Annotated in this window: 23 protein-coding genes; 11 read left to right on the top strand and 12 right to left on the bottom strand. The window is 71.4% G+C overall.

Annotated elements, in window-relative coordinates:
• Positions 1–7: 7 nt before the first annotated feature.
• Positions 8–997, top strand: a complete 990-nt coding sequence (locus ACFY8U_RS15890) for an NAD(P)H-quinone oxidoreductase (RefSeq protein ID WP_389570291.1) — start codon at positions 8–10, stop codon at positions 995–997.
• Positions 998–1,073: 76 nt separating this feature from the next.
• On the opposite strand, the gene ACFY8U_RS15895 is transcribed toward ACFY8U_RS15890, so the two are convergent.
• The 5 genes from ACFY8U_RS15895 to ACFY8U_RS15915 form a co-directional block, all read right to left on the bottom strand.
• On the bottom strand, positions 1,074–1,619 hold the full coding sequence (locus tag ACFY8U_RS15895; RefSeq protein ID WP_352187277.1) for a bacterial proteasome activator family protein: 546 nt from the start codon (positions 1,617–1,619) through the stop codon (positions 1,074–1,076).
• Positions 1,620–1,788: 169 nt separating this feature from the next.
• Positions 1,789–4,650, bottom strand: a complete 2,862-nt coding sequence (locus ACFY8U_RS15900) for an ABC transporter permease (RefSeq protein WP_389570294.1) — start codon at positions 4,648–4,650, stop codon at positions 1,789–1,791.
• Positions 4,647–5,381 carry an ABC transporter ATP-binding protein gene (locus tag ACFY8U_RS15905; protein ID WP_361435299.1) on the bottom strand — a complete coding sequence of 245 codons (735 nt, stop codon included), beginning with the start codon at positions 5,379–5,381 and terminating at the stop codon, positions 4,647–4,649. The genes ACFY8U_RS15900 and ACFY8U_RS15905 overlap by 4 nt, the downstream gene beginning before the upstream one ends.
• Positions 5,382–5,536: 155 nt before the next feature.
• Positions 5,537–6,208, bottom strand: coding sequence for a PadR family transcriptional regulator (locus ACFY8U_RS15910; RefSeq protein ID WP_389570297.1), 672 nt, complete (start codon positions 6,206–6,208; stop codon positions 5,537–5,539).
• 107 nt (positions 6,209–6,315) lie between these two features.
• Positions 6,316–6,621, bottom strand: a complete 306-nt coding sequence (locus ACFY8U_RS15915) for a hypothetical protein (protein ID WP_389570300.1) — start codon at positions 6,619–6,621, stop codon at positions 6,316–6,318.
• A 73-nt stretch (positions 6,622–6,694) separates the two neighbouring features.
• Here ACFY8U_RS15915 and ACFY8U_RS15920 point away from each other — a divergent pair, with 73 nt between their 5' ends.
• A complete protein-coding gene (locus ACFY8U_RS15920; protein WP_389570303.1) occupies positions 6,695–7,087 on the top strand; it encodes a hypothetical protein in 393 nt (130 codons plus the stop codon).
• 130 nt (positions 7,088–7,217) lie between these two features.
• On the opposite strand, the gene ACFY8U_RS15925 is transcribed toward ACFY8U_RS15920, so the two are convergent.
• A complete protein-coding gene (locus tag ACFY8U_RS15925) occupies positions 7,218–8,864 on the bottom strand; it encodes a protein kinase (RefSeq protein ID WP_389570306.1) in 1,647 nt (548 codons plus the stop codon).
• A 269-nt stretch (positions 8,865–9,133) separates the two neighbouring features.
• On the opposite strand from ACFY8U_RS15925, the gene ACFY8U_RS15930 reads away from it, so the two are divergent.
• The gene (locus ACFY8U_RS15930; RefSeq protein WP_389570309.1) at positions 9,134–10,708 is read left to right on the top strand and encodes a protein kinase; all 1,575 of its coding nucleotides are present in this window, start codon (positions 9,134–9,136) and stop codon (positions 10,706–10,708) included.
• A gap of 97 nt (positions 10,709–10,805) precedes the next feature.
• Here ACFY8U_RS15930 and ACFY8U_RS15935 read toward each other — a convergent pair whose 3' ends face one another.
• The 3 genes from ACFY8U_RS15935 to ACFY8U_RS15945 all read right to left on the bottom strand — a co-directional run bounded on the left by ACFY8U_RS15935 (position 10,806) and on the right by ACFY8U_RS15945 (position 12,999).
• A complete protein-coding gene (locus tag ACFY8U_RS15935; protein WP_361435293.1) occupies positions 10,806–11,822 on the bottom strand; it encodes a phosphotransferase in 1,017 nt (338 codons plus the stop codon).
• 15 nt (positions 11,823–11,837) lie between these two features.
• The gene (locus ACFY8U_RS15940; protein ID WP_361600366.1) at positions 11,838–12,254 is read right to left on the bottom strand and encodes a pyridoxamine 5'-phosphate oxidase family protein; all 417 of its coding nucleotides are present in this window, start codon (positions 12,252–12,254) and stop codon (positions 11,838–11,840) included.
• An 85-nt stretch (positions 12,255–12,339) separates the two neighbouring features.
• Complete coding sequence (locus ACFY8U_RS15945; RefSeq protein ID WP_361669989.1) at positions 12,340–12,999, bottom strand: response regulator transcription factor; 660 nt, start codon at positions 12,997–12,999, stop codon at positions 12,340–12,342.
• 338 nt (positions 13,000–13,337) lie between these two features.
• Between ACFY8U_RS15945 and pdhA the strand changes: the two genes are divergently transcribed.
• From pdhA to ACFY8U_RS15960, 3 genes are read left to right on the top strand one after another with little or no spacing between them, the layout of a single operon-like run.
• The gene (gene pdhA, locus ACFY8U_RS15950) at positions 13,338–14,504 is read left to right on the top strand and encodes a pyruvate dehydrogenase (acetyl-transferring) E1 component subunit alpha (RefSeq protein ID WP_361435290.1); all 1,167 of its coding nucleotides are present in this window, start codon (positions 13,338–13,340) and stop codon (positions 14,502–14,504) included.
• A 2-nt stretch (positions 14,505–14,506) separates the two neighbouring features.
• Positions 14,507–15,487, top strand: coding sequence for an alpha-ketoacid dehydrogenase subunit beta (locus tag ACFY8U_RS15955; protein WP_361600370.1), 981 nt, complete (start codon positions 14,507–14,509; stop codon positions 15,485–15,487).
• 31 nt (positions 15,488–15,518) lie between these two features.
• Positions 15,519–16,934, top strand: coding sequence for a dihydrolipoamide acetyltransferase family protein (locus ACFY8U_RS15960; protein ID WP_389570936.1), 1,416 nt, complete (start codon positions 15,519–15,521; stop codon positions 16,932–16,934).
• 89 nt (positions 16,935–17,023) lie between these two features.
• On the opposite strand, the gene ACFY8U_RS15965 is transcribed toward ACFY8U_RS15960, so the two are convergent.
• Positions 17,024–17,869 carry an NAD(P)H-binding protein gene (locus tag ACFY8U_RS15965; RefSeq protein ID WP_389570314.1) on the bottom strand — a complete coding sequence of 282 codons (846 nt, stop codon included), beginning with the start codon at positions 17,867–17,869 and terminating at the stop codon, positions 17,024–17,026.
• Positions 17,870–17,979: 110 nt separating this feature from the next.
• On the opposite strand from ACFY8U_RS15965, the gene ACFY8U_RS15970 reads away from it, so the two are divergent.
• From ACFY8U_RS15970 to ACFY8U_RS15980, 3 genes are all read left to right on the top strand, one after another.
• Positions 17,980–18,372, top strand: coding sequence for a winged helix-turn-helix transcriptional regulator (locus ACFY8U_RS15970; protein WP_389570317.1), 393 nt, complete (start codon positions 17,980–17,982; stop codon positions 18,370–18,372).
• Positions 18,373–18,439: 67 nt separating this feature from the next.
• Positions 18,440–19,081: a GntR family transcriptional regulator gene (locus ACFY8U_RS15975; RefSeq protein WP_389570319.1), complete on the top strand. Its 642-nt coding sequence runs from the start codon at positions 18,440–18,442 to the stop codon at positions 19,079–19,081.
• Entirely contained in the window at positions 19,078–20,391 is a 1,314-nt protein-coding gene (locus ACFY8U_RS15980) for a nitrate/nitrite transporter (RefSeq protein WP_389570321.1), read from the top strand. Before ACFY8U_RS15975 ends, ACFY8U_RS15980 begins: the two co-directional genes overlap by 4 nt.
• Before the next feature lie 99 nt (positions 20,392–20,490).
• On the opposite strand, the gene ACFY8U_RS15985 is transcribed toward ACFY8U_RS15980, so the two are convergent.
• Positions 20,491–21,315 carry a maleylpyruvate isomerase family mycothiol-dependent enzyme gene (locus ACFY8U_RS15985; protein WP_361435283.1) on the bottom strand — a complete coding sequence of 275 codons (825 nt, stop codon included), beginning with the start codon at positions 21,313–21,315 and terminating at the stop codon, positions 20,491–20,493.
• A 179-nt stretch (positions 21,316–21,494) separates the two neighbouring features.
• On the opposite strand from ACFY8U_RS15985, the gene ACFY8U_RS15990 reads away from it, so the two are divergent.
• Positions 21,495–22,268 (top strand): carbon-nitrogen family hydrolase, encoded by a 774-nt coding sequence (locus ACFY8U_RS15990; protein WP_389570324.1) that lies wholly within the window; start codon positions 21,495–21,497, stop codon positions 22,266–22,268.
• Positions 22,269–22,282: 14 nt separating this feature from the next.
• Here the strand turns inward: ACFY8U_RS15990 and ACFY8U_RS15995 are convergent, their stop codons facing one another.
• Positions 22,283–22,774, bottom strand: a complete 492-nt coding sequence (locus tag ACFY8U_RS15995; protein WP_389570327.1) for an LURP-one-related/scramblase family protein — start codon at positions 22,772–22,774, stop codon at positions 22,283–22,285.
• A 117-nt stretch (positions 22,775–22,891) separates the two neighbouring features.
• Here ACFY8U_RS15995 and ACFY8U_RS16000 point away from each other — a divergent pair, with 117 nt between their 5' ends.
• Positions 22,892–24,694: an NHL domain-containing thioredoxin family protein gene (locus tag ACFY8U_RS16000; RefSeq protein ID WP_389570329.1), complete on the top strand. Its 1,803-nt coding sequence runs from the start codon at positions 22,892–22,894 to the stop codon at positions 24,692–24,694.
• Position 24,695 lies beyond the last annotated feature (1 nt).

The following is a 24,695-nucleotide window of genomic DNA, read 5'->3' on the forward strand; positions in this document are numbered from 1 at the left end:
CGCGGCCATGCATGCGATCACGATTCCGGAACCCGGTGGTCCCGAGGCCCTCGTCTGGGCCGAGGTGCCCGATCCCGTGCCCGCCGAGGGCGAGGTGCTCGTCGAGGTGGTGGCGAGCGCCGTCAACCGCGCCGATCTGCTTCAGCGGCAGGGTTTCTACGACCCGCCGCCCGGCTCGTCCCCGTACCCCGGTCTCGAATGCTCCGGCCGGATCGCCGAGCTGGGGCCGGGGGTCTCCGGCTGGTCGGTGGGGGACGAGGTGTGCGCGCTGCTGGTCGGCGGCGGGTACGCGGAGAAGGTCGTCGTGCCCGTCGGCCAGCTGCTGCCCGTACCGGACGGGGTGGACCTCGTCACGGCCGCGGCGCTGCCCGAGGTGACCTGCACGGTCTGGTCGAACGTCTTCATGGTCGCCCATCTGCGGCCCGGCGAGACGCTGTTGGTGCACGGCGGCGCGAGCGGCATCGGCACGATGGCGATCCAGCTCGCCAAGGCCGTCGGAGCGAAGGTCGCGGTCACCGCGGGCGGTGCAGAGAAGCTCGCGCGCTGCGCCGAGCTGGGCGCGGACATCCTGATCGACTACCGCGAGCAGGACTTCGTCGAGGAGCTGCGCAAGGCCACGGACGGCGCCGGTGCGGACGTGATCCTGGACATCGTCGGAGCGAAGTACCTGGAGCGCAATGTGAAGGCGCTCGCGGTCAACGGCCGTCTGGCGATCATCGGCCTGCAGGGCGGTGTGAAGGGCGAGTTGAACCTCGGCGCGCTGCTCGCCAAGCGGGGGGCGATCACGGCGACCACGCTGCGGTCCCGTCCGCTGCACGAGAAGACGGCCATCGTCGCGGCGGTGCGCGAGCACGTCTGGCCGCTGATCGCCTCGGGGACGGTCCGCGCGGTCGTCGACCGTACGGTGGAGATGCCGGACGCCGCCGAGGCACACCGGGCGCTGGAATCGGGAACCCACGTCGGCAAGGTCCTGCTCAGGGCGCCTCAGGCCCACTGAGCACCCAGGGCGGTACGTGAAAGGGCCCGGCGGGCACTCGAGGTGCCGCCGGGCCCTTCCGTAGCCGTCTACGCCCTTACAGGTACGGTCCCGAACGGACCGCGTGCCCGTGGCCCTGGTCGTCGTCGTCCTCGTGCGAGGCACCGGGCGGCAGCGCCCGGCGCATCTGCTCCAGCTGGGCGCGGGCCGCCATCTGCTGGGCGAACAGCGCCGTCTGGATGCCGTGGAAGAGGCCTTCGAGCCAGCCCACCAACTGGGCCTGCGCGATCCGCAGTTCCGCCTCGGAGGGGATCGCCTCGTCGGTGAACGGCAGGGAGAGCCGCTCCAGTTCCTCGACCAGCTCGGGCGCGAGCCCGTCCTCCAGCTCCTTGACGGAGCTGGCGTGGATGTCCTTGAGCCTGACGCGGCTGGCCTCGTCGAGAGGTGCCGCCCGTACTTCCTCCAGGAGCTGCTTGATCATGCTGCCGATGCGCATGACCTTCGCGGGCTGCTCGACCATTTCCGTCACCGGGACCTCGCGGGATTCGTCGTCACCCTGAGTGCCGCCGAGTGCCATCCCGTCCTGTCCCACGATGAGGACCTGGGGAGTCTCCTGCGACCGTTCATTCCTCGGCATCTCCATGCCGCCATTCTCTCGCACACATGCCTCACCACACGGTGTGCCCCCGGAGGAGGGTGATCCACCCTTCTCCGGGGGCACAGGACGGCAACGGTCGCCGACGGTCCGGCCCGGTCCGGTCAGGTCCGGCCCACGCAGGTCCCGACCGGTCCAATCGGGTCCGTCGGTCCGGTCAGGTCGCCTCGCGGCGGGCCAGGGCCCCGCGGGAGCGGGTCACCAGGGCCGCGAGGAGCGCGGCACCGAGCGGTACGGCGACCAGGAGCGCCGCGAGCGTCTCCCACGGGACGACGATCGGCACGTACGGCACGTCCGCCGACGTGGCCCAGCCCTGGTCGAGGCTCTCCTGGTAGAAGCGCAGCTCCTGGCGCCCCTCGGTGAGCCGCAGCCCCATTGCCGGGAGCACGCCGGCCGCCGATCCGAGGATCACACCCATCGCGGCGACCACACCGCACTGGAAGCCGCTGAGCGTGCGGCGGACCCGCGGGGGTGCGCCGACGGCGGACAGCGTCTTCAGGTCGGCCTCGGCATCGGCCTGCGCGAGGCCGGTGGCGATGCCCGCGGCGCCGATGGTGACGAGGCCCGCGAAGACGGTCAGCGCGAGGAGCACGATGCTGGTGTCGCTGACGAAGCCCTCCTCCACGTAGAGCCCGGCGTCGCTGCCGATCTTGGCGAGCTCACCGTCGAGCTTCTGGCGCTGCTCGGCGGTGGGCAGCGAGTCGGTGGAGAAGAACGAGCCGAACGGCACCGTGGGCAGGCCCGCGGCCTTGGCGGCGGCGGGAGTGAGGAGTGCTCCCACGCCGTAGGCGTTCTCGCCGGTCACCAGGTGGGCGGGGAAGCTCTTGATCTCGCCGGGGACGGGCTTGCCGTCCATCTCGGCCTGCTGAGCCTTCTGGTTGTCGGTGATCAGCTTGATGCCGACCTTCCCGGCGGCGTCGACGGGAGCCTTGACGAAGGAGACGACCTTCCCGTCCGCGAGGGCCTTCTCCGCGCCGGCGTCCTTGATGCCGAGCACCTTGAGGAGGGAGGCGTCACCGATCAGGAGGCCGCTCTCGACGTACGTTCCGCCGCCGAATTCCCCGCCGCGGTTCTCCTTGCAGCGCCAGTCCTCGGCGAACGTGCGGCGCTGCTCGGTGGTGTACTTCGACGCGGGGTCCTCGCCCTCCTCGAAGGTGCCCCACAGCGGGCACTCGTTGGCCTTCGGGATGACCAGCTCGAAGCGACCGCAGCCCGCGCTGTCGCTGTACGGGGCGCAGCTCGGCTTGCCGACCTGGATGCGCTGGACGTCGGCGCGGGTGTCGACGGGCACGAGCCGCTGCACGGCGTCACGCACCGCCGGGACGTCCCGGCCGCTCTCCTCCATCACGAGCGCGGAGACGGCGCCGTGCGGCAGCTTCGGCGTGTATCCGGCCAGGTCCTGGGCCTCGCGGCTGGCAGCGTAGGTGGAGACGGCGACCGTTCCGGCGACCGCGGCGAGCACGGCCGCCACGGCGGGTGCCGTACGGCCCCGGTTGCGCACGGCGTCCCTCAGGGCGAGGCGCGGCGAGAGCGGCAGCCAGCGGCCGGTGCGGCCGAAGAGGCCCACCAGGGCGGGCGTCATGGCGACCACGCCCAGCTCGGCGAGGGCGCTGCCGCCGGCGACGATCACGAACTGGTCCGAGATCACCGATCCGTAGAGCGCGATCGCACCGCCCAGGAGCAGGGCTGCCAGACCCACCAGCGGCAGCACGCGGCTGCTGCGGCGGACACCGCGACGGCCGGTGAGCGAGGCGAGGACGGTCTGCCGGGACGCGGTGACGGCCGGGACGATCGCGGCGAGGAGGCCGGTCAGTACGGCGATCAGCGCGATGCCGAGCAGTTCCAGCGGGCGGATGTCGAAGGAGCCGAACCGCTGGCCCATGGCGTTCTCGAGGACCGGGCGCAGTGCGAACGTCAGGATCAGGGCGAGGACGGTACCGACGACGGCCGAGGCGACGCCGATGACGAGGCCGCCGCTCAGGACGATGGCACGGATGTGGTGGCGGTCGCCGCCGTTGGCGCCGACGAGCCCGAGCTGACGGCGCGAGCGGCGGGCGCCCACGGCGAACGCGGGCCCGGCCAGCAGGCAGATCTCCAGCATCGCGAGGCCGACGATCGTGCCGAGCGCGGCGAGCTCGGCGGCCTGGGCGCCGGGGCTGGACTCGAAGTCGCCCCAGCCCTCCTTCTGGTACAGCGGGACGTCTTCCTTGGCGGGCGGGTCGAGGAGCACGGCACGCGAGGCGACGGTGACACCCTTGGTGTTGATCTTCTGGACCGCGTCCCACGTGAAACCGCCGGCGGACTTCACCAGATACGTGGTGGAGATGTCGGAACCGCTCAGCCCGGCCTTCTCCACCGCCTTGGCGTACGGGGCGAGGAAGGCGCCCGGCAGGGCGTTGACCTGGTCGGCCTTGAGGTCGTTGGGGATCTCGTACGAGCCGACGATCCGGAACGTACGGGCGTCACCGCGCGCCGAGACGGTGGAGCCGATGCCCAGCCCGCTGGTCTCCAGGAAGTGCGCGGTCGCGGCGACCTCGTCGGCCTTCTGCGGGAAGCGGCCCTCCAGAAGGGTCATGATCCCCCGGGCCACCGGGTCGTCGGCCTTCAGCTCGCGGATCTCGCTCTGGAGCAGCCCGTGCACGGTGGTGAGCTTCGCGCTTCCGGAGCTGTCCGTGAGGAACGTGGCACCGGCCGGGAAGGTCTTGGTGACATCGGTCGGACCGCTCGGCCAGACCTTGTAGTCCTTGGCCGTCGTGTTCATCTCGCCGGTGGGGTCCTGCAGGATCGGTACGCCGCCGACGGAGGCGTCGACGAACCGGGCGTCGGCACCTCCGATCGTTCGGGCGAGGCTCTCCTCGGTGGAGAGTTCGGAGCTGCGCAGGGTCAGATCGGCGGCGCTCACGCCCAGGATGGGCAGGGCGATCATCGCGAGGACGAGGAAGCTGCGTCCCTTGGACCGCCAGGCGTCGCGGCGGGCGATACGGATCGCGGCGCGCCAGGAGTGGAGCCACTTGTTCACCGCTCGGCCGCCTGGCCGGTCAGGAGCGAGTCGGCCTCGCTGCGCACGGTCTGGTCGACGACGGCGCCGTCCCGCAGGAAGACGACACGGTCGGCCCAGGCGGCGAACCGCGGCTCGTGGGTGACGAGTACGCCGGCGGCTCCGGCGTCGCACCGGGCGCGCAGCAGGGCGAGGACGGACTCGCCGGTCTCGGAGTCGAGGGCGCCGGTGGGCTCGTCGGCGAGGACGAGGCGCCGGTCGCCGACGAGGGCGCGGGCGATGGCCACACGCTGCTGCTGGCCGCCGGACATCTCGTCGGGGAAGCGGTCGGCGAGGTGCCCGAGGTCCATCTCCTCCAGCGCGGCCAGCGCCTCGACACGCGCCTTGCGGGCGGAGATGCCGTCCAGCTCGCGCGGCAGGGCGACGTTCTCGGCGGCGGTGAGGGCCGGGATGAGGTTGTAGTCCTGGAAGACGTACCCGATGCTGCGGCGGCGCAAGGCGGCGAGGGCCTTGCGGTCGGCGGTGGTGATGTCGGTGTTCTCGACGATCACCCGGCCGGAGGTGGGGATGTCGAGGCCGCCCGCGATGGTGAGCAGGGTCGACTTGCCGGAGCCGGACGGGCCCATGACGGCGACGAGTTCACCGGGGAAGACATCGAGGTCGATGCCGCGCAGGGCGTGCACCTCGGTGGCGCCGGAGCCATGGACGCGGGTCAGGTTCTGGAGTTGCAGCACGGGCTGCGCTGTGGACATGGAGGGGTCCCCCTTGGACGTACGAACGCGGTCGGCGCTCACGTACGGAGCGGATGGAGAGGTGGTGCGGGAGGTACGGGAGGTACGGGAGATACAGGACGGTGCGGGCCGTGCCGGGCGAGCGGCCACGTCGGCGGACGACACCGCGGAAGCGACTACGTGGGCCGTGACCCGGACCGTGACGCGGACCGGGAAGCGGACCGGGACGCCGACGTCGGCGGCTCGGCCGGTTCGGCGGGCTCGGGGGGCTCGGGGGGCCGTGGGTCCCCCGCTCCGACGGCGGCCGTCGAGAGGCGGATCAGCCGGGCCTCGCAGTGGTCGAGCCAGCGGGCCTCGGCCTCGGTCTGGAAGATGAGCTGCTCCAGGACGAGGAGCCAGGCCACGTCGTCGCGTTCCCTTGACGCGCCGCTCTCGAGCGCGGCGAGCGCCTGGGCCTTGAGCCGGGTGTAGTCCTGCATCGCCTTCACGGTGTGGCGGCGCTGGGACTGGATGACGGCGCGGATGTCCACGCCGGGCGCACCGACGGCCATGGCGAGCTTGATGGCGAGCTCGTCACGGGCCGGGCTGGTGCGGTCCACCGGCTTCTCGAACCAGGCCTTGAGCTCCTCGCGACCGCTGTCGGTGATCGCGTAGAGCGCGTGGCCGGCCTCGTCCTCGCCGCCCTGGGCGACCATGCCGTCCCGTTCGAGACGGTTGAGCGTCGTGTAGACCTGGCCGACGTTGAGAGGCCAGGTGGAGCCTGTGCGGGACTCGAACTCCGTACGGAGCTGCGAGCCGTAGCGGGGCCCGCGTTCGAGGAGGGCGAGAAGCCCGTGGCGGATCGACATACTCAGTATGTATACCGAGTATGCCGACGCCGACAAGCGACCTGAGACGGAAGCCCGGCATCCGTCTCAAGGAGGACCCGCGCGGTCGTGCGAGGGACGCCGGGGTCTCAGCGGCGCCGCATCCGTACGCCGAGAAAACCGATCCCGAGCCCCATCAGCGCGAGCCCCGCGCCCAGCGTGAGCACGGGAATCTGCCGGTCAACGCTGGTGGCGGCGGTCCGGGAGCCGAGCCGGGGCGCCGCGGCGGGCACGGTGGCGGGCGCCGACGCCGAGGGTGTGGCCTCCGTCTCCGGTACCGCTTCGGGGAAGTCGTCCGCCTCGTCCGGCTCCTCGTCCAGCCCCTCCGGCGGCTCCTCGGCTGTTGCCGTTTTGCTACGTGACGGGTCGGCGGCCGTGTCCGTGGCGCTGGGCATCGGGGGGCCGGGGGGCCGGCCGGGCCGTTCGCGGCCCTCTCCGGCGGGGCGGCCGGCCAGGGAGCGCGACGGGGTGGGGCCGGGGGCCTCGGAGGCCGCCGCCGCCGGCGCGGAGGGCGGCACCGCGGGGGAGGAGGGCGCGGCGGTCGGGGGCCGGCCGGGAGGGCCGGACGCGCCCGGGGCGCCGTGGGTCCCGGACGTGCCGCTCGTCGAGGCCGACGGGGAGGGTGTGGCCGACGGGGACGGCCCGCTCTTCCCGTGCGCCGACGGGGACGGCCCGCTCTTCCAGTGCTTCGGCGGGGCGCCCTTGGGCGTTGTCGTGGTCACGGGGGAGGGCCCGGGGCGCTCGTACCCGTACGCCATCGGTACGACGCCCACCACCAGCCAGCACACCGCCACCGGGCCGAGTGCCCGCCACCGCAGTGCCCGCGTCCGCGCGTCGCGGAGTCCTGGAGTCACCGGGTGATCCCCCTCCCGTACCGTGCCGCCGAGGTTTCCCACTCAGCGTCACATGGGGGGACATTTCCGGCATCCGGGCGCCCGCGCACGGATGAAGAGCGCGACGAACGCCGCGCGCGGGCGACCTGAAGGGGGCGCTACTGCCCCGGGTTGCCCGTCGAGATCTCCAGGGTGAACTCGGCGTCGTCCTTCGACGCGTCCGCACCCGCCGGCGGGTATTGGCTGAGGACCGTGCCCTCGCCGTACGTCGCCTCGTCCACCGGGGTCTGCTTCGTGAGCTTCCAGCCCGCGGCCTGGATGCAGTCCTTCACGGACTGGATGTTCTTGTACGTGAAGTCGGGGATCTCGAACTTCTCCGGGTCGTCGCTCGACTCCCTCGGCTCGGTGCACTTCTTCACGTCGATGGTCTTGGTCAGGTCAGGACCCTTGTGCCCGGGCGCGACCGACTGGCTCTGGCTCGGGTCGCCGCCCGCCTTGGGGTCCGAGTCGTCCTTGTTGAGCGAGATCGCGGTGATCACACCGCCGATCGCGAGCAGGGCGACCACGATCGATCCGACGACCACCGGCATGTTCCGCCCGGACCCGCCGGATCCCCCGGACCCGCCGGATCCGTTGTGCAGGGGGCTGGTCACCGGGGTCTGCGGCGACATCTGGTACGGCCCGGGAGCGGGCGTCTGGTACATGGAGGCAGGCGGCGGGGTCTGCGCCTGCTGCGGGTACCCGTAGGAGGGGGCCGGCGTCGGCGGACCGTACGGACCGGGCTGCGGCGTCGGCTGCTGGTACGGCTGCTGGACACCGTGCGTCGAGGGCGGCGGCGTCTGGCCTACCGGCGGGAAGACCGCCGAGCCCACACCGGAACCGCTGCTGACGGGACCACCCGCCACGATCACAGGAGCGCCCGTCTGCCCGGCCGACAGCACCCGCAGGCATTCGTCCTGCATCGCGGCGGCGCTCGGGAACCGCTCGTTCGGGTTCTTCTTCAGCGCGCGGGCGACGAGCGCGTCCATCGCCGGGGTGACCGAACGGTTGATGGACGAGGGAGCGACCGGCTCCTCCTGGACGTGCGCGTACGCGATGGCCAGCGGCGAGTCCGCGTCGAACGGCAGGCGGCCCGTGAGGAGTTGGAAGAGCATGATGCCGACCGAGTACAGGTCGGAACGGGCGTCCACCGCGCGGCCGAGGGCCTGTTCGGGGGAGAGGTACTGCGGGGTGCCGACGACCATGCCGGTCTGCGTCATCGAGGTGACACCGGACTGCATGGCGCGGGCGATGCCGAAGTCCATCACCTTGACGACGCCACGCTTGGTCATCATCACGTTGCCGGGCTTGATGTCCCGGTGGACCAGGCCCATTTCGTGGCTGGTCTCCAGCGCGGCGAGGACATCGGCGGTCACCTTCAGCGCCTTGTCCGCCGGCATCGCGCCGAACTGCTGTACGTCGGAGGCGAGGACGGAGCCGAGCGGCTGTCCCTCGACGTACTCCATGACGATGTACGGCATGACGGCGCCGTCGAGGGTGTCCTCGCCGGTGTCGAAGACCGAGACGATGTTCGTGTGCGAAAGCTTGGCGACCGCCTGCGCCTCGCGCCGGAACCGCTCCCGGAACGACTGTTCCCGGCCGAGTTCGGTGTGCAGCGTCTTGATGGCCACCTGACGGTCGAGCGCGCTGTCGTACGCCAGGTAGACGGAGGCCATTCCGCCTTCGCCGAGCAGGTCGCGAAGTTGGTACCGGCCGTTTGCGACCGAGCCGCCCGCATAGCGGCCCTGTGCGCCGTCCTGGCTCATTCGTGCTCCCCCTACGCGCGCGTGGCGGCGCTGATCCGGAATTTCCTGGCCAAGTCTGCCCCAGGGCACCGACACGTCAAGCCGGGTGCCCGTTCCGTGACCCTCCGCGTAAGAAGCGTCTCGGAAGCGTTACACGATCGGACCGGAATTTGCATCGGTACACGCGCAGAGGGTTGGATGGCCGGTCCACTCGGACCGTGGTGTCGGACGAAGCCTGTAGCGTGACGGCGGTACGGCACCACACGACGGACACATGACGGCGAGGACTGATGGCACCCGAATCCGAAGCAGGCGGCGGCGGCCTGTCGGGCGCCGCCGCGGAGTCCTGGGGCATCGGCGGAGTGGTCGGTGACGGCCGGTACCGGCTGACGCACCGTCTCGGACGCGGCGGCATGGCCGAGGTGTTCGCGGCCGAGGACGTCCGTCTGGGACGCACGGTCGCCGTGAAGCTGCTCCGATCCGACCTCGCCGAGGATCCGGTCTCCAAGGCCCGCTTCACACGCGAGGCCCAGTCGGTCGCCGGCCTCAACCACCACGCGATCGTGGCGGTGTACGACTCCGGCGAGGACGTCGTCGGCAGCCAGTCCGTGCCGTACATCGTGATGGAGCTGGTCGAGGGCCGCACCATCCGCGACCTGCTGATCAGCGCGGAGGCGCCCGGTCCCGAGCAGGCCCTGATCATCGTCTCCGGGGTGCTCGAGGCGCTCGCGTACTCGCACCAGCACGGCATCGTGCACCGGGACATCAAGCCCGCGAACGTCATCATCACGCACACCGGCGCGGTGAAGGTGATGGACTTCGGCATCGCGCGCGCCCTGCACGGGGCGCAGTCGACGATGACCCAGACCGGCATGGTCATGGGCACGCCGCAGTACCTCTCCCCCGAACAGGCTCTCGGTAAGGCGGTGGACCACCGCTCCGACCTGTACGCCACCGGCTGTCTGCTGTACGAACTGCTGGCGCTGCGTCCCCCGTTCACGGGCGAGACCCCGCTCTCGGTGGTCTATCAGCATGTCCAGGACATCCCGGTCCCGCCGTCCGACGTCGCGCAGGACGCACCGCCGGAGCTCGACGGGCTGGTGATGCGCTCGCTGGCGAAGGAGCCGGACGACCGGTTCCAGAGCGCCGAGGAGATGCGCGGGCTGATCCAGTACGGCCTGCAGATGCTCCAGCAGGCGGGCGGCCACACCGGCATGTGGAACACGGGCCCGGTGGAGACGCACGAGGGCGGGCACACGCCGGTCGGCGGCGTGGCGGCGACGGCCGCGATGGGTCACCCGATGCACCACGAGACCTCGCAGGGCGCGATCCTGCCGCCGATGAACCCGGACGACGGCGGATACGACGGCGGCCACGGCGGGTACGGCCAGGACGGCTACGGCACGCAGCACGGCGGCAAGAGCGGCGGTGGCCGCGGCAAGGCGCTCCTGTTCGTGGCGCTCGCGCTGATCGCGATCGTCGCGGGTGTCGCGTACGCGCTGGACAAGGCGGGCGGCAAGGGCAGCGACAAGCCGACGACTCCGGTGGTCACCTCCTCGACGACGCCGTCGGACGAGCCGAGCCAGGAGAGCCCGCAGCCGAGCCAGGAGAGCCAGGAGCCGGACACGTCGACGGGCGGCGACCAGCAGCCCTGGACGCCGTCCTACACCCCGTCGACGACCCCGCCCACGACGCCTCAGACGACGCCGCCGACCACCCCGTCGACGGAGCCGACGGACGACGGTTCGGACGAGGGCGGCACCACGGGCGAGCCGACGGACGAGCCGACCGACCCGCCGACCGGCGATCCCACGGACCTGCCGACGGACCCGCCGACCGGCGGCGGCCCCGGCACCACCCCCTGACCACCCCTCCTGCCCATCCCCTGACCACCTCCACCGACCGGCCCTCTGCGGGGCCGGCCCCGGGCAGGGGCCAGAGGCCAGGGGCCGGGAAGGCCGGTCAGCCCGCGAAGGCGTCGCGTACCGCCTCGTACTCACGGGTCCACCACACCGCCAGGGCCGACGCCGCGGGAAACTGCGGGTCGGCCCTTCGGTCGTGCAGCTGGTAGCGCCAGCGCAGTATCCAGAAGTCGTTGAGCCGCTCCCACCACACCCTGTGCACCGCCGACGCCAGCTCGGCCCCGTCCGCGCCCGCCGCCCGCCGGTAGGCGCGCGCGTACGCCCGTACCTTCTCGAGCTCCAGCTCGCCCGCCGGTCGTACGAAGAAGATGGCGGCGGCCCTGACGGCCTCCTCCGCCCGGGGCTGGACCCCGAGGCGGTCCCAGTCGACGATCGCGGCCGGCTCGGCGCCCCGGTAGAGAAGGTTCAGCGGGTGGAAGTCGCCGTGTACCCAGCCGGCCGCCGTGGCGGGCGGCGGGCGGCGGTGGGCGTGCTCGGCGAGCAGCCCGCGGCGTTCGAGCAGCCGGTGCTCCGCGAGCGCGTCGAAGCCGGTGCGGGGCCGATGGGCGCGGGCGAGGCGGAGGAGCTCGTCGATGACGCGGAGGGTGTCCTCGGGGCGGGCGCTCTCGTGCCCTTCACCCGGTGGCGGGGACTCCATGACCTGCTCCAGGCAGGTGTGGACGTGCCCGAGGAGGGCGCCCAGGCGCCGGGAACCGCCGGTGGAGAGCTGGGCGCCGTCACGGTGGCGACCGTCGATCCATGGGTGCAGGGCGTAGCAGCGGCCGCCGATGACGGCGACCGTGCGGCCGTCGGAGTCGGCGAGCGGCGGGGCGACGGGCAGGCCGAGGGCGTGCAGGCGCTGGGTGGCCCGGTGCTGGCGGCTGATGGTGTCCCGGTCGGCGGTCGGGGCGTCGAGGTGCTGCTTGAGGAAGTAGGCGCCGCGGGTGGTGGCGACGCGGTAGCCGCGGTTGAGGAGACCCTGGGTGACGGGTTCGCAGGAGAGCGGCTCGCCGGCCTCGCGGTAGCGGCGCAGCAGGGCGCCGACGGGCGGAGCGAGGGTTTCAGATGAGCGCGGCACTCGCCAGATGTTAGATCACGCTACGTGCTGGAGATGTCGCGCGGTGGTGTAGTCGAGCTGGTGCACGGTCACGAACTGGGGCTCGATCCGCATGTAGATCGGGTCGAAGGGCTCTCCGTCCACGACCTGCGGGGTGGGGCCGAAGGCGGCCAGCTGTTCCTCGGTGGGTTCGACGACCTCCGCGGTGCCGGTGAACTGCACGGACCAGAGGTTCTCGGCGCCGGAGTTGAAGTTGTCCGCGCCGTAGGCGACGACGCTGCCGGCACAGGCGCGGTGGTAGCCGAGGCCGCGATGCATGCGGAGCAGGACGCAGCCCTCGTCCACGATGTGCCGGGCGGGGGCGACGAACGGCATGGCGCGCATGCTGGTCGCCACCCGGCCGTACGAGACGCGGCCCAGCAGTTCGATGGCGCGGATCTCCTCGGTGGACATGGCCTCCACTCTCCCGCGACCAGCACTGTGCCGGAAAGGGACGCCTGCCCCGGTTCGGCGGGGACGTAGGTCCCGAGCCGGGGTCTCAGTGCCGCTCGGCCTGCAGCCGGGCGACGTATGCCGCAGCCTGGGAACGGCGCTCCATGCCCAGCTTCGACAGCAGGCTGGAGACGTAGTTCTTGATGGTCTTCTCCGCCAGATGGAGCCGCTCGCCGATGGCCCGGTTGGTCAGGCCCTCTCCGATCAGATCGAGGATCTTGCGTTCCTGTTCCGTCAGATTGGCGAGCTTGTCGTCACTCTTCGGGTTGTTTCCGTCCCGTAGCCGTTCCAGAACGCGTGCGGTCGCGACCGGATCGAGCAGGGACTTCCCGGCCGCAACGTCCCGAACGGCCGAAAGGAGTTCGTTTCCACGGATGGCCTTGAGGACATATCCCGAGGCCCCGGCCATGATCGCGTCGAAGAGTGCCTCGTCGTCGGCGTACGAGGTGAGCATGAGGCACTTGATGTCCTCGTTCTGTGAACGCACCTCGCGGCAGACCTCGACACCGCTGCCGTCCGGCAGACGCACGTCGAGCACCGCCACGTCGGGCCGCGTCGCGGGAATCCTGACCAGGGCGTCCGCCGCCGTGCCCGCCTCCCCGACCACCTCGATGTCGTCCTCCACGGAGAGCAGCTCGTGGACGCCACGCCGGACGACTTCGTGGTCGTCCAACAGAAATACCCGGATTTTTCCATCTTCGCGCACCCACTCAGTCTCACATATTGGCTCTTCCCGTGCCCGGGGTGCGCGGGATAACGTGCCCCGTGTTCCGGCGGCCTGCCAGGCCGTTGCCAGTGCGCTGACCAGCTACTGTTCCCACTTTTCTCGATTTACTTGGAAATCCAAGCAAAATCGCAGGTCAAATGGGGTTTCGCAGTAATGCGCGGCAGTGGGTAACGTGCCTATGACAGGGCGCTCGCCGGGGCACCTGTCACGCCTGACCCGGCCGAGTCGCACCCACCCCGTGCGCGAGTACGGACAAGGCGAGCCGCACTGGCCTTTCCCGGCAACCCCGGGGGCCGGACCGACGGAGGAGCACGCACGTGACCGTGGAGAGCACTGCCGCGCGCAAGACGACGCGACGCAGCAGCGGCACCAAGCGCACTGCCAGCGCGAGCGCCAAGAAGTCCCAGACTTCCGAGCCCGAGCTCGTTCAGCTGCTGACGCCCGAAGGGGAGCGCGTCCAGCACCCCGACTACGACATCGACCTGAGCGCCGACGAGCTGCGCGGTCTCTACCGGGACATGGTCCTCACCCGCCGCTTCGACGCCGAGGCCACCGCCCTGCAGCGCCAGGGCGAGCTGGGTCTGTGGGCGTCGCTGCTCGGCCAGGAGGCCGCGCAGATCGGCTCCGGCCGCGCGCTGCGCGACGACGACTACGTCTTCCCGACCTACCGGGAGCACGGTGTCGCCTGGTGCCGCGGGGTCGACCCGACCAACCTCCTCGGCATGTTCCGCGGTGTGAACAACGGCGGGTGGGACCCCAACAGCAACAACTTCCACCTGTACACGATCGTCCTCGGCTCGCAGACGCTGCACGCCACCGGCTATGCCATGGGCATCGCCAAGGACGGTGCGGACTCCGCCGTGCTCGCCTACTTCGGCGACGGCGCCTCCAGCCAGGGCGACGTCAACGAGTCGTTCGTCTTCTCCGCGGTCTACAACGCCCCGGTCGTGTTCTTCTGCCAGAACAACCAGTGGGCGATCTCCGAGCCCATCGAGAAGCAGACCCGCGTCCCGCTCTACCAGCGCGCCCGCGGTTTCGGCTTCCCCGGTGTCCGCGTCGACGGCAACGACGTCCTCGCGTGCCTCGCCGTGACCCGCTCCGCCCTGGAGCGTGCCCGCCGCGGCGAGGGCCCGACGCTCATCGAGGCGTTCACCTACCGCATGGCCGCCCACACCACCTCCGACGACCCGACCCGCTACCGCCGCGACACCGAGCGTGAGGCGTGGGAGGCCAAGGACCCGATCCTGCGCCTCAAGGCGTACATGGAGAACGCGGGCCACGCCGACGCCGCCTTCTTCGAGGAGCTCGAGGCCGAGAGCGAGGCGCTCGGCAAGCACGTGCGTGAGGTCGTCCGCGCGATGCCTGTCCCGGAGCACATGGCGATGTTCGACAACGTGTACGCGGACGGGCACGCGCTCGTCGACGAGGAGCGCGCGCAGTTCGCCGCCTACCAGGCGTCCTTCACGGGTGGAGAGGCCGAGTAACCATGGCTGTTCAGAAACTTCCCCTTGCGAGGGCGCTCAACGAGTCGCTGCGCAAGGCCCTGGAGACCGACCCCAAGGTCGTCATCATGGGCCTGGACGTCGGCAAGCTCGGCGGTGTCTTCCGGATCACCGACGGTCTGCAGAAGGACTTCGGCGAGGACCGCGTCGTCGACACCCCGCTCGCCGAGTCCGGCATCGTGGGCACCGCGATCGGCCTCGCGCTGCGCGGCTACCGGCCGGTCGTGGAGATCCAGTTCGACGGCTTCGTCTTCCCGGCGTACGACCAGATCGTCACCCAGCTGGCGAAGATGCGGGCCCGTTCGCTCGGCACGGTCAAGATGCCGGTCGTCATCCGCATCCCGTACGGCGGTGGCATCGGCGCCGTCGAGCACCACTCCGAGTCCCCCGAGTCGCTCTTCGCGCACGTCGCGGGCCTCAAGGTCGTCACCCCGGCGAACTCCTCCGACGCCTACTGGATGCTCCAGCAGGCGATCCAGAGCGACGACCCGGTGATCTTCTTCGAGCCCAAGCGCCGGTACTGGGACAAGGGCGAGCTCGACACGGAGGCCATCCCCGGCGAGCTGCACAAGGCCCGGGTCGCCCGCGAGGGCACGGACCTCACGCTCGTCGCGTACGGCCCGATGGTGAAGACCTGCCTGGAGGCCGCCGCGGCCGCCGCCGAGGAGGGGAAGTCGGTCGAGGTCGTGGACCTGCGCTCGATCTCCCCGCTCGACTTCGACACCATCCAGGCCTCGGTCGAGAAGACCCGCCGCCTGGTCGTCGTCCACGAGGCCCCGGTCTTCTTCGGCTCCGGAGCGGAGATCGCCGCCCGGATCACCGAGCGCTGCTTCTACCACCTGGAGGCCCCCGTCCTGCGGGTCGGCGGCTACCACGCGCCGTATCCGCCGGCGCGCCTGGAGGAGGAGTACCTGCCGGGTCTGGACCGCGTGCTCGACGCCGTCGACCGCTCGCTGGCGTACTGAGGAGAGCACCGTGACGATCCGCGAATTCAAGATGCCCGATGTGGGCGAGGGCCTCACCGAGGCCGAAATCCTCAAGTGGTACGTCCAGCCCGGTGACACGGTCACCGACGGTCAGGTCGTGTGCGAGGTCGAGACGGCGAAGGCGGCCGTCGAGCTGCCGATCCCCTTCGACGGCACGGTCCACGAGCTGCTCTTCCCCGAGGGCACGACGGTCGACGTCGGCCAGGTGATCATCTCGGTGAACGTGGGCGGGGCCACCGCCCCGGCCCCACAGGCCCCGGACGCCCAGGCCGACGCCCCGGTAGCCGTGGAGGTCCAGGCCCCCGCCGCCGACACGCCCGCCGAGGAGCCCAAGCCTGAGGGCCGGCAGCCGGTCCTGGTCGGCTACGGCGTCGCCGCGAGCTCGACCAAGCGCCGGGCCCGCAAGACCCCCGTCGCCACCCCGGCCTCCGCCCCCGCCCCGGCCTCCGCCCCCGCCCCGGCCTCCGTACCGGAGCAGCTGAACGGTCACGCGCCCGCGGGCGCACGCCCGCTGGCCAAGCCGCCGGTACGCAAGCTGGCGAAGGACCTCGGCGTCGATCTGACGACGGTCACCCCGACCGGTCCGGACGGGATCATCACCCGCGAGGACGTCCACCGCGCGGCCGCTCCGGCGACCGCCGCTCCGGTGGTCGAGGCCCCGGCGCCGGTCGCCCCGGTGCCTGCGCCCGCGGCCGCGCCCGCGTCGGCTGCCGTGTCGGCGGACGGCCGGGAGACCCGTGTCCCCATCAAGGGCGTACGGAAGGCCACGGCGGCAGCGATGGTCGGCTCGGCCTTCACCGCGCCGCACGTCACCGAGTTCGTCACCTTCGACATCACGCGCACGATGAAGCTGGTCGAGGAGCTCAAGTCCGACAAGGACATGGCGGGTCTGCGGGTCAACCCGCTGCTCCTCATCGCCAAGGCCGTCCTGGTCGCGGTCCGGCGCAACCCGGAGATCAACGCGGCCTGGGACGAGGTGAACCAGGAGATCGTGCTCAAGCACTACGTCAACCTGGGCATCGCCGCGGCCACCCCGCGCGGGCTGATCGTGCCGAACATCAAGGACGCGCAGGCGCAGACCCTTCCGGAGCTGTCGCAGTCCTTGAGCGAGCTGGTCGCCACCGCCCGCGAGGGCAAGACCACCCCGGCGGCGATGCAGGGCGGCACGTTCACCATCACCAACGTGGGCGTCTTCGGCGTCGACACCGGTACGCCCATCCTGAACCCCGGCGAGTCCGCGATCCTCGCGGTCGGCGCGATCAAGCTCCAGCCGTGGGTCCACAAGGGCAAGGTGAAGCCGCGTCAGGTCACCACGCTGGCCCTCTCCTTCGACCACCGTCTGGTCGACGGCGAGCTGGGCTCCAAGTTCCTGGCGGATGTCGCCGCGATCCTGGAGCAGCCGAAGCGCCTGATGACCTGGTCGTAACGGACCAAGTGCACCACGTGCGTTGTTTCACGTGAAACGCCCGACCGGGTTCCCCGGTCGGGCGTTTCCGTTCCCCGTAGAGGCGCGACTCAGCGGAACGCGGCGATGTACCGCTGCGCCCAGTCGGCGAAGGTGCGGGGCGCGCGGCCCAGGACCTCCTCGACGTTCGGGCTGACGCGCTGCTCGGCGGGGCTGGGCTCGCCGAGGATCGCCAGCGTCGTCTCGACCACGGGCTCGGGCATGAACGCCAGCATCTGAGCCCGGGCCTCGTCCCGGGTCTGCTCCATGAACCGCACGGGCTCGCCCAGCGCGTCGGCGATCGCCGCGGCCCGTTCCCGGGGCGTGCTGAGGGCCGGGCCGGTCAGCTCGTAGATCCGCCCGGCGTGACCCTCCTCGCGCAGCGCCACCGCGCCGACCTCGGCGATGTCGTCCGGGTCGATGACCGGCAGACCGGTGTCGGCGAAGGGCGCTGCGATCTCCCTGCGCGTACGGACCGGCTCCACCCAGGCGAAGGCGTTGGAGGCGAAGCCGCCGGGTCGCAGGATCGTCCACTCCAGGCCCGACTCCCGTACCGCGTCCTCGATCGCGCGGCCCAGGGCGCCGTGGGAGGCGGACTCGGGCCGGGTGGCGACGCCCTGGGAGGACAGCAGCACGACCCGCCGGACGCCACCGGCCTTCGCGGCGTCGAGGACATCGTGCGTGTGCAGCAGGTGTGCGCTCGCGCCCCCGTTCTGGAGGAAGAGCGCGTCGGCGCCGCCGAGGACGGGCCGCAGACTCTCCGCATCGGTCAGGTCCGACCGTATGTGCCGGACGTTCGGCGGCACGTCCGTCTCCGAGATCCCCCGGGACGTCGCGGTCACCTCCGCGCCGGCCGCCGCGAGAACCCGTACGAGCGATCGGCCGACGTTACCCGTCGCCCCCGTCACAACAATCATCCTGAACTCCCCTGCCGTTCCGTTCGGTTGACGTCAGGGACGCTAACAGCCTCGGTATAGTAGGTACCTAGAGGAAAGTGGCTATGCCCGACGGTCCTAGGGGGACACACATGACGGTCGAGACGATGCCGACGGCCTCGGCGGACACCGACCCGGAGCTGGCATGTCCGGTCGCTCCCGTGGTGGACATCGTCTTCAGCCGGTGGACGACACCGATCCTGTGGACCCTCAACGCCCGTGGCCGGCTGCGGTTCGTGGAGCTGGAGCGGGCGATCGGCAGGATCACACCGAAGGTGCTGACCCAGCGGCTGCGCCAGTTGGAGCGCGACGGCCTGGTCCTCCGGACGTACCACCCGGAGGTCCCGCCCCGGGTCGAGTACGAGATCAGCGACCTCGGCCGCAGCCTCGCCCCGCTCTTCGCCCACCTCGCCGAGTGGGCCGCCGAGAACCTGGAGAAGGTGGTCGAGGCGCGTCAGGCCTACGACACCGATCCGGCGCGGTAGCGGCCTGACCCGTCCGTATCGCGGACGGGTCCGATTGATGCACCCCTCTTGTATCTAAGCTGTGCCCATGGCATCCGCACCCCCAGCAGCCGACCGCGTCTACATGCACGTCAAGCAGGCCGTCCTCGACCGCCGGTACGAGGGGGGCACGCTGCTCACGGAGGGCGAACTCGCCCTGGCCGTCGGGGTGTCCCGCACCCCCGTACGGGAAGCCCTGCTGAAGCTGGAGATGGAAGGGCTGCTCAAGCTCTACCCGAAGAAGGGCGCCCTCGTCCTCGCCGTCTCCGCGCAGGAGATCGCCGACGTCGTCGAGACCCGGCTGCTCGTCGAGGAGTTCGCCGTCCGCCGGGCCTTCCCCGCGTCCGCCGCGCTCGTCGAGCGGCTCGAAGAGCTCCTGGAGGAGCAGAAGCGGCATGCCGAGGCCGGGGACCTCGCGGAGGTCGCCGTCACCGACCGCTGCTTCCACGCCGAGATCGTGAAGTACGCCGGCAACCAGATCCTCGCCCGCCTCTACGACCAGATGCGCGACCGTCAGCTGCGGATGGGCGTCGCCGTGATGCAGTCCCAGCCCGACCGGATCGCCAAGAACATCACCGAGCACGCCGAGATCCTGGAGCGGATCAAGGCCGGCGACATCGAGGGCGCGGCGGGCTGCGTCCGCCAGCACCTGAGCTGGGTCAAGGTCCTGGTCCGGGGTGAGGACCGGTGAGCCGCGACGGATACGGATCAGCCGTCACTCTCCCGGGTGACCCGCCCGGAGGCCGGCGCGCCGCCCTCGTCTGGGGCGTCGGCGTCGCCGTCTACTTCGTCGCCGTCATCTTCCGTACGTCCCTGGGCGTCGCCGGCCTCGACGCCGCCGACCGCTTCGACGTCAACGCCTCCGCCCTCTCCACCTTCTCGATACTCCAGCTGCTGGTCTACGCCGGGATGCAGATACCGGTCGGTCTCATGGTCGACCGGCTCGGCACCAAGAAGGTGCTGACCATCGGCGTCGTGCTCTTCACGATCGGCCAGCTCGGCTTCGCGCTCGCGCCCTCGTACGGCATGGCCCTCGCCGCCCGCGCCCTGCTCGGCTGCGGTGACGCGATGACCTTCATCAGCGTGCTGCGCCTGGGCGCCCGCTGGTTCCCCGCCCGGCGCGGCCCGCTCATCGGCCAGGTCGCCGCGCTCTTCGGCATGGCGGGCAACCTCGTCTCCACCATCTTCATCGCGCGCGCCCTGCACGGTATGGGCTGGACGACCACCTTCGTCGGCAGCTCGATCGCCGGAGTCGTCGTCCTCCTCCTGCTGCTGCTCTTCCTCAGGGACCACCCCGAGGGACACGAGCCGCCGCCCGCCGCGCATGCGGGCGCCGTGTTCGTCCGCCGCCAGATCGCCGAGTCCTGGCGGGAGCCGGGCACCCGGCTCGGCATGTGGGTGCACTTCACGACCCAGTTCCCGGCGATGGTGTTCCTGCTGCTGTGGGGGCTGCCGTTCCTCGTCGAGGCCCAGGGCCTCTCCCGGGGCGTCGCGGGCGAGCTGCTGACGCTGGTCGTGCTCTCCAACATGGTGGTGGGGCTCGCGTACGGGCAGATCATCGCCCGGCACCACGCGGCAAGAGCCCCGCTCGCCCTCGGCACGGTCGCGGCGACGGCGCTGCTGTGGGGCGCCACCCTCGCGTACCCGGGCGACCGCGCCCCGATGTGGCTGCTGATCACCCTCTGCGCGGTCCTCGGCGCCTGCGGCCCCGCCTCGATGATCGGCTTCGACTTCGCCCGCCCCGCCAACCCGCCGGAGCGTCAGGGAACGGCCTCGGGAATCGTCAACATGGGTGGTTTCGTCGCCTCGATGACGACGCTGCTCGCGGTCGGCATCCTCCTCGACGCGACCGGCGACAACTACCGGATCGCCTTCTCGTCCGTCTTCGTCCTGGAGACGCTGGGCATCGTGCAGATCCTGCGCCTGAAGGCCCGCACGGCCCGCCGGGAGAAGGAACGGCTCGTCGCCAGCCGCGTCGAGACGGTCCACGTACCGGCCTGACCCGGCCCGAGGGGGCGGCTCGCGTCAGGGCGCGGCCCGCCCGGGCACGCCCCCGGCCGGGGACGGCCCCCTCCGGGAGTCCCCCTCAGGGAGTCCCCCTCAGGGGGTCACGGCGAAGTTGTCCAGGATGGCCTGCGCCAGGTCCGTGTCGCCCTCGATCTTGATCCGGTCGGCGACGGCCGCCGGACGGACCCGGCCGCAGGCCAGCCGTACGTACGTCTCCCAGTCCAGCGCCAGCGTCACCGCCGGGCCCAGCGACGGAGCCCCGTCCACCGAGCCGCGGCCCTCCGCGTCGACCCGTACCGTCCGCAGGAACTCCACCGGGCCGTGCACATCCACCACGACCGCCGAGTTCGGCGGCGCGCCCGCGTCCTTCGCGACCACCTTCGGCAGGGCGGCCAGCAGGTTGTCCCGGGTCACCAGGGCACCGGGGGAGTCCAGGTTGCCGGGCTTCCCGAGCGCGGTCCGCAGGTCCTGCTCGTGCACCCAGACGTCGAAGGCTCGCATCCGGTAGGCCACTTCGAGGGTCTGCTCGGCGCCGAGCGGGGCGCGGATCAGATGGTCCGGCTGCCGGTTCTCGTTGCGCAGCTGGCGGGCGCGGCGGATCAGGATGTACTCCAGCTCCGAGGTCATCTCGGGGCCGGTGTGGTGCCGCCGCACATCGACCTGCATCTCCATGTAGCGCGCGAACTCACTGCGTACGTGGTAGAGATCGCGGGGCAGCGAGTGGATGGGGCGCGGATCGCCCAGCATCTCGCACTCCAGGCCGATCACATGGGACACGATGTCGCGCACCGACCAGCCCGGGCACGGTGTCGCGCGGTTCCACTCGCCTTCCACGAGCGGCTGCACCAGCTCGGATATCGCTTCGATGGAGTGGGTCCAGGCGTCGGCGTAGGTCTGAAGGCTGGGATGGACGGTCACGGGACCCCTCGGCGGTTCTGCGGTGCACGGGCTGACGATCGAGCGGACAGGCGGGCTGGAGACAAGACTGCGTGGGAGGCTCGGACGCTAAGTTACGCTGCCCGAAGGCACCCCGGCAGTGCTTTCGTGTGACGATCGTAGGCCCGTGTTGACGGCTCGAATGCCAGGACGGTGGTAGTGTGCGCGCCTCGCTGATCCAGATCGCAGTAGACCCGGACGAACCGGTCGTTTCGCGCCGTGCGCGGGTGGCGGAGCTGGTGCGCGCGGAGCGCGGCGCCGCGGATCTCGTCGTCCTGCCGGAGCTGTGGCCGATGGGCGCGTTCGCGTACGAGTCCTTCGCGTCGGAGTCCGAACCGCTGCGCGGCCCCACGTACGAGGCGATGGCGGCCGCCGCCCGGGACGCGGGCGTCTGGCTGCACGCCGGATCGATCGTCGAGGCCGCCGACGGAGCCCTCTTCAACACCTCGCTGTTCTTCACCCCGGCCGGAGAACTCGCCGCGCGGTACCGGAAGATCCACCGCTTCGGCTTCGACAAGGGCGAGGCCGTGATGATGGCGGCCGGGGACGAACTGGTGACGGTCGCCCTGCCGGAGCTGACGGTGGGCGTCGGCACCTGCTACGACCTGCGCTTCCCGGAGCTGTTCCGGGGCCTGGTGGACGCGGGCGCCCAGGCGTTCGTCGTCCCGGCGGGCTGGCCGGCCCGCCGCCGCGCCCACTGGACGCTGCTCGCGCAGGCGCGGGCGGTGGAGAACCAGGCGTACGTGCTCGCCTGCGGCACGGCCGGCACCCACGCGGGCGTGGAGCAGGCCGGGCACTCGATCGTGGTGGACCCGTGGGGCGAGGTCCTCGCGGAGGCCGGCCCGGGCGAGGAGACCCTGCGGGTGGAGCTGGACGCGGACAGGGTGACCACGACGAGGGAGCAGTTCCCGGCGCTGAAGGACCGGGTGCTGTAACCCACCCGGCGGGCTCAGTCCTCCCGCTCCCGCTCCCCCATCCGGATCACGCACACGGCGACCGCGATGAGCAGCGCGGCGTCGGCGTCCTCGCGGACGACGTTCACGGCGTAGGTGTCCCGGACGTGGATCCACTGCCGCGAGATGTGGGCGAGGAGTTCGCCGTCGTACTCGACCGTGAACTCCCGGTCCAGGATCCGCCCGCTGACGTCCAGTTCGGTGCCTTCGACGAGCGTGACCCGGTAGTGGTTGCGGAGCAGGGAGAGCCGCTTCCTGCGGACGGTGGCGAGCGGCCGGTCGTCCTGCTCGATCGTCATCGCGTCCCGCAGGCTGAACATCTTCTGCCGCAGCGTGACCAGGACGTGCCCGGTGGGATCCTTCAGCTCCAGCGTGTCGCGCAGCCGCAGGGCCTTGCCGTCGACGAGGAAGGCGTGGCGGCCGTGCTCGTCCTCGATCCAGTAGTCGTCACCGATGGCGAAGATTTTGTCCCGTACGAGGTATTTCATACCGGGATGCGTTCCCCGCCGGGTGGTGCTTCACGCCGCTCACACCGCGCAGCGGTAGTGCTCCCCCTGCCGTAGGCGTGTGATCCGCCGTTCACAGCCGGATGGCAAGCTTGAAGCATGAACGATGCCGCCCCGGCGCCCACCCCCGCGCCCCGCCGCCGTGCCCGTGTCCGTGCCCCCGAGCTGATCGGCAAGGGCGGCTGGATCAACACCGGGGACAAGGATCTGAACCTCGCCGACTTCCGCGGTCGCATCCTGATCCTGGATTTCTGGACCTTCTGCTGCATCAACTGCCTGCACGTCCTCGACGAGCTCCGTGATCTGGAGGAGAAGCACCGCGACACGCTCGTGATCGTCGGCGTGCACTCCCCGAAGTTCGTCCACGAGGCCGAGCACCAGGCCGTCGTCGACGCCGTCGAGCGGTACGAGGTGCACCACCCCGTCCTCGACGACCCCGAGCTCGCGACCTGGAAGCAGTACGCCGTACGCGCCTGGCCGACGCTCGTCGTCATCGACCCCGAGGGGTACGTCGTCGCCCAGCACGCGGGCGAGGGGCACGCGAACGCGATCCGGACGCTCGTCGAGGAGCTGGAGGCCGAGCACGAGGCCAAGGGGACGCTGCGGCGCGGGGACGGACCGTACGTGCCGCCGGAGCCCGTCGCGACCGATCTGCGCTTCCCGGGCAAGGCCGTCCTCCTCGGGAGCGGGAACTTCCTGGTCTCCGACACCACCCGCCACCAGCTCGTCGAGCTCGAGCCCGACGGGGAGACGGTGGTGCGGCGGATCGGGGACGGTGCGTTCCGCGAGCCGCAGGGGCTCGCCGTGCTCCCCGACGGCAAAATCGTCGTCGCCGACACCGTGAACCACGCGCTGCGGACGTACGACCCCGCCACCGGCGTGATCGAGCGGATCGCCGGCACCGGCAAGCAGTGGTGGCAGGGGTCGCCGGCCTCAGGCCCGGCCCTCGACGTGGACCTCTCCTCGCCGTGGGACGTGGCCTGGTGGCAGGGCAAGGTCTGGATCGCGATGGCCGGTGTCCACCAGCTGTGGACGTACGACCCGGAGACGCGGACCGTCGCTGTCGCGGCCGGTACGACGAACGAGGGGCTCGTCGACGGGCCGGCCGCCGAGGCCTGGTTCGCGCAGCCCTCCGGGCTCGCCGCCACCGAGGACCGGCTGTGGATCGCCGACTCCGAGACGAGCGCGCTGCGCTGGATCGACACCGAGGGCGTCGTCCACACGGCCGTCGGCACCGGGCTCTTCGACTTCGGCCACCGCGACGGGGCCGCCGGCCAGGCGCTGCTCCAGCACCCGCTCGGTGTGACCGCCCTGCCCGACGGCTCGGTAGCGATCGCCGACACGTACAACCACGCCCTGCGCCGCTTCGACCCGGCGACCGGCGAGGTGACGACGCTGGCCACCGATCTGCGCGAGCCGAGCGACGCCGTGCTCGTCGGGGACGAGATCGTGGTCGTCGAGTCGGCCAGGCACCGGCTGACCCGGCTGCGGCTGCCCGAAGAGGCGGTCCAGGTCGAGGCGGTCGCCCACCGCACCCGGCGCGAGGCCACCGAGGTCTCGCCGGGCCGCCTCCGGCTCGACGTGGTCTTCCAGGCGCCGACGGGGCAGAAGCTCGACGAGCGCTACGGTCCCTCCACCCGGCTCCTCGTCTCCTCGACCCCGCCGGAGCTGCTGCTCGGCGGCGAGGGCACGGGCACGGACCTCTTCCGGGAGCTCGACCTCCATCCGGAGATCACCGAGGGCGTCCTGCACGTCTCGGCGATGGCTGCGTCCTGCGACGACGATCCGGCCAACGAGTACCCGGCCTGCCATGTGCACCAGCAGGACTGGGGCGTGCCGGTGAAGGTGACGGCCGACGGCGTCGCCCGCCTCCCGCTCATCCTCGCGGGCATGGACGCGTAGC

It is taken from the genome of Streptomyces sp. NPDC012508 (assembly GCF_042902595.1).
Classification (GTDB): Bacteria; Actinomycetota; Actinomycetes; order Streptomycetales; family Streptomycetaceae; genus Streptomyces.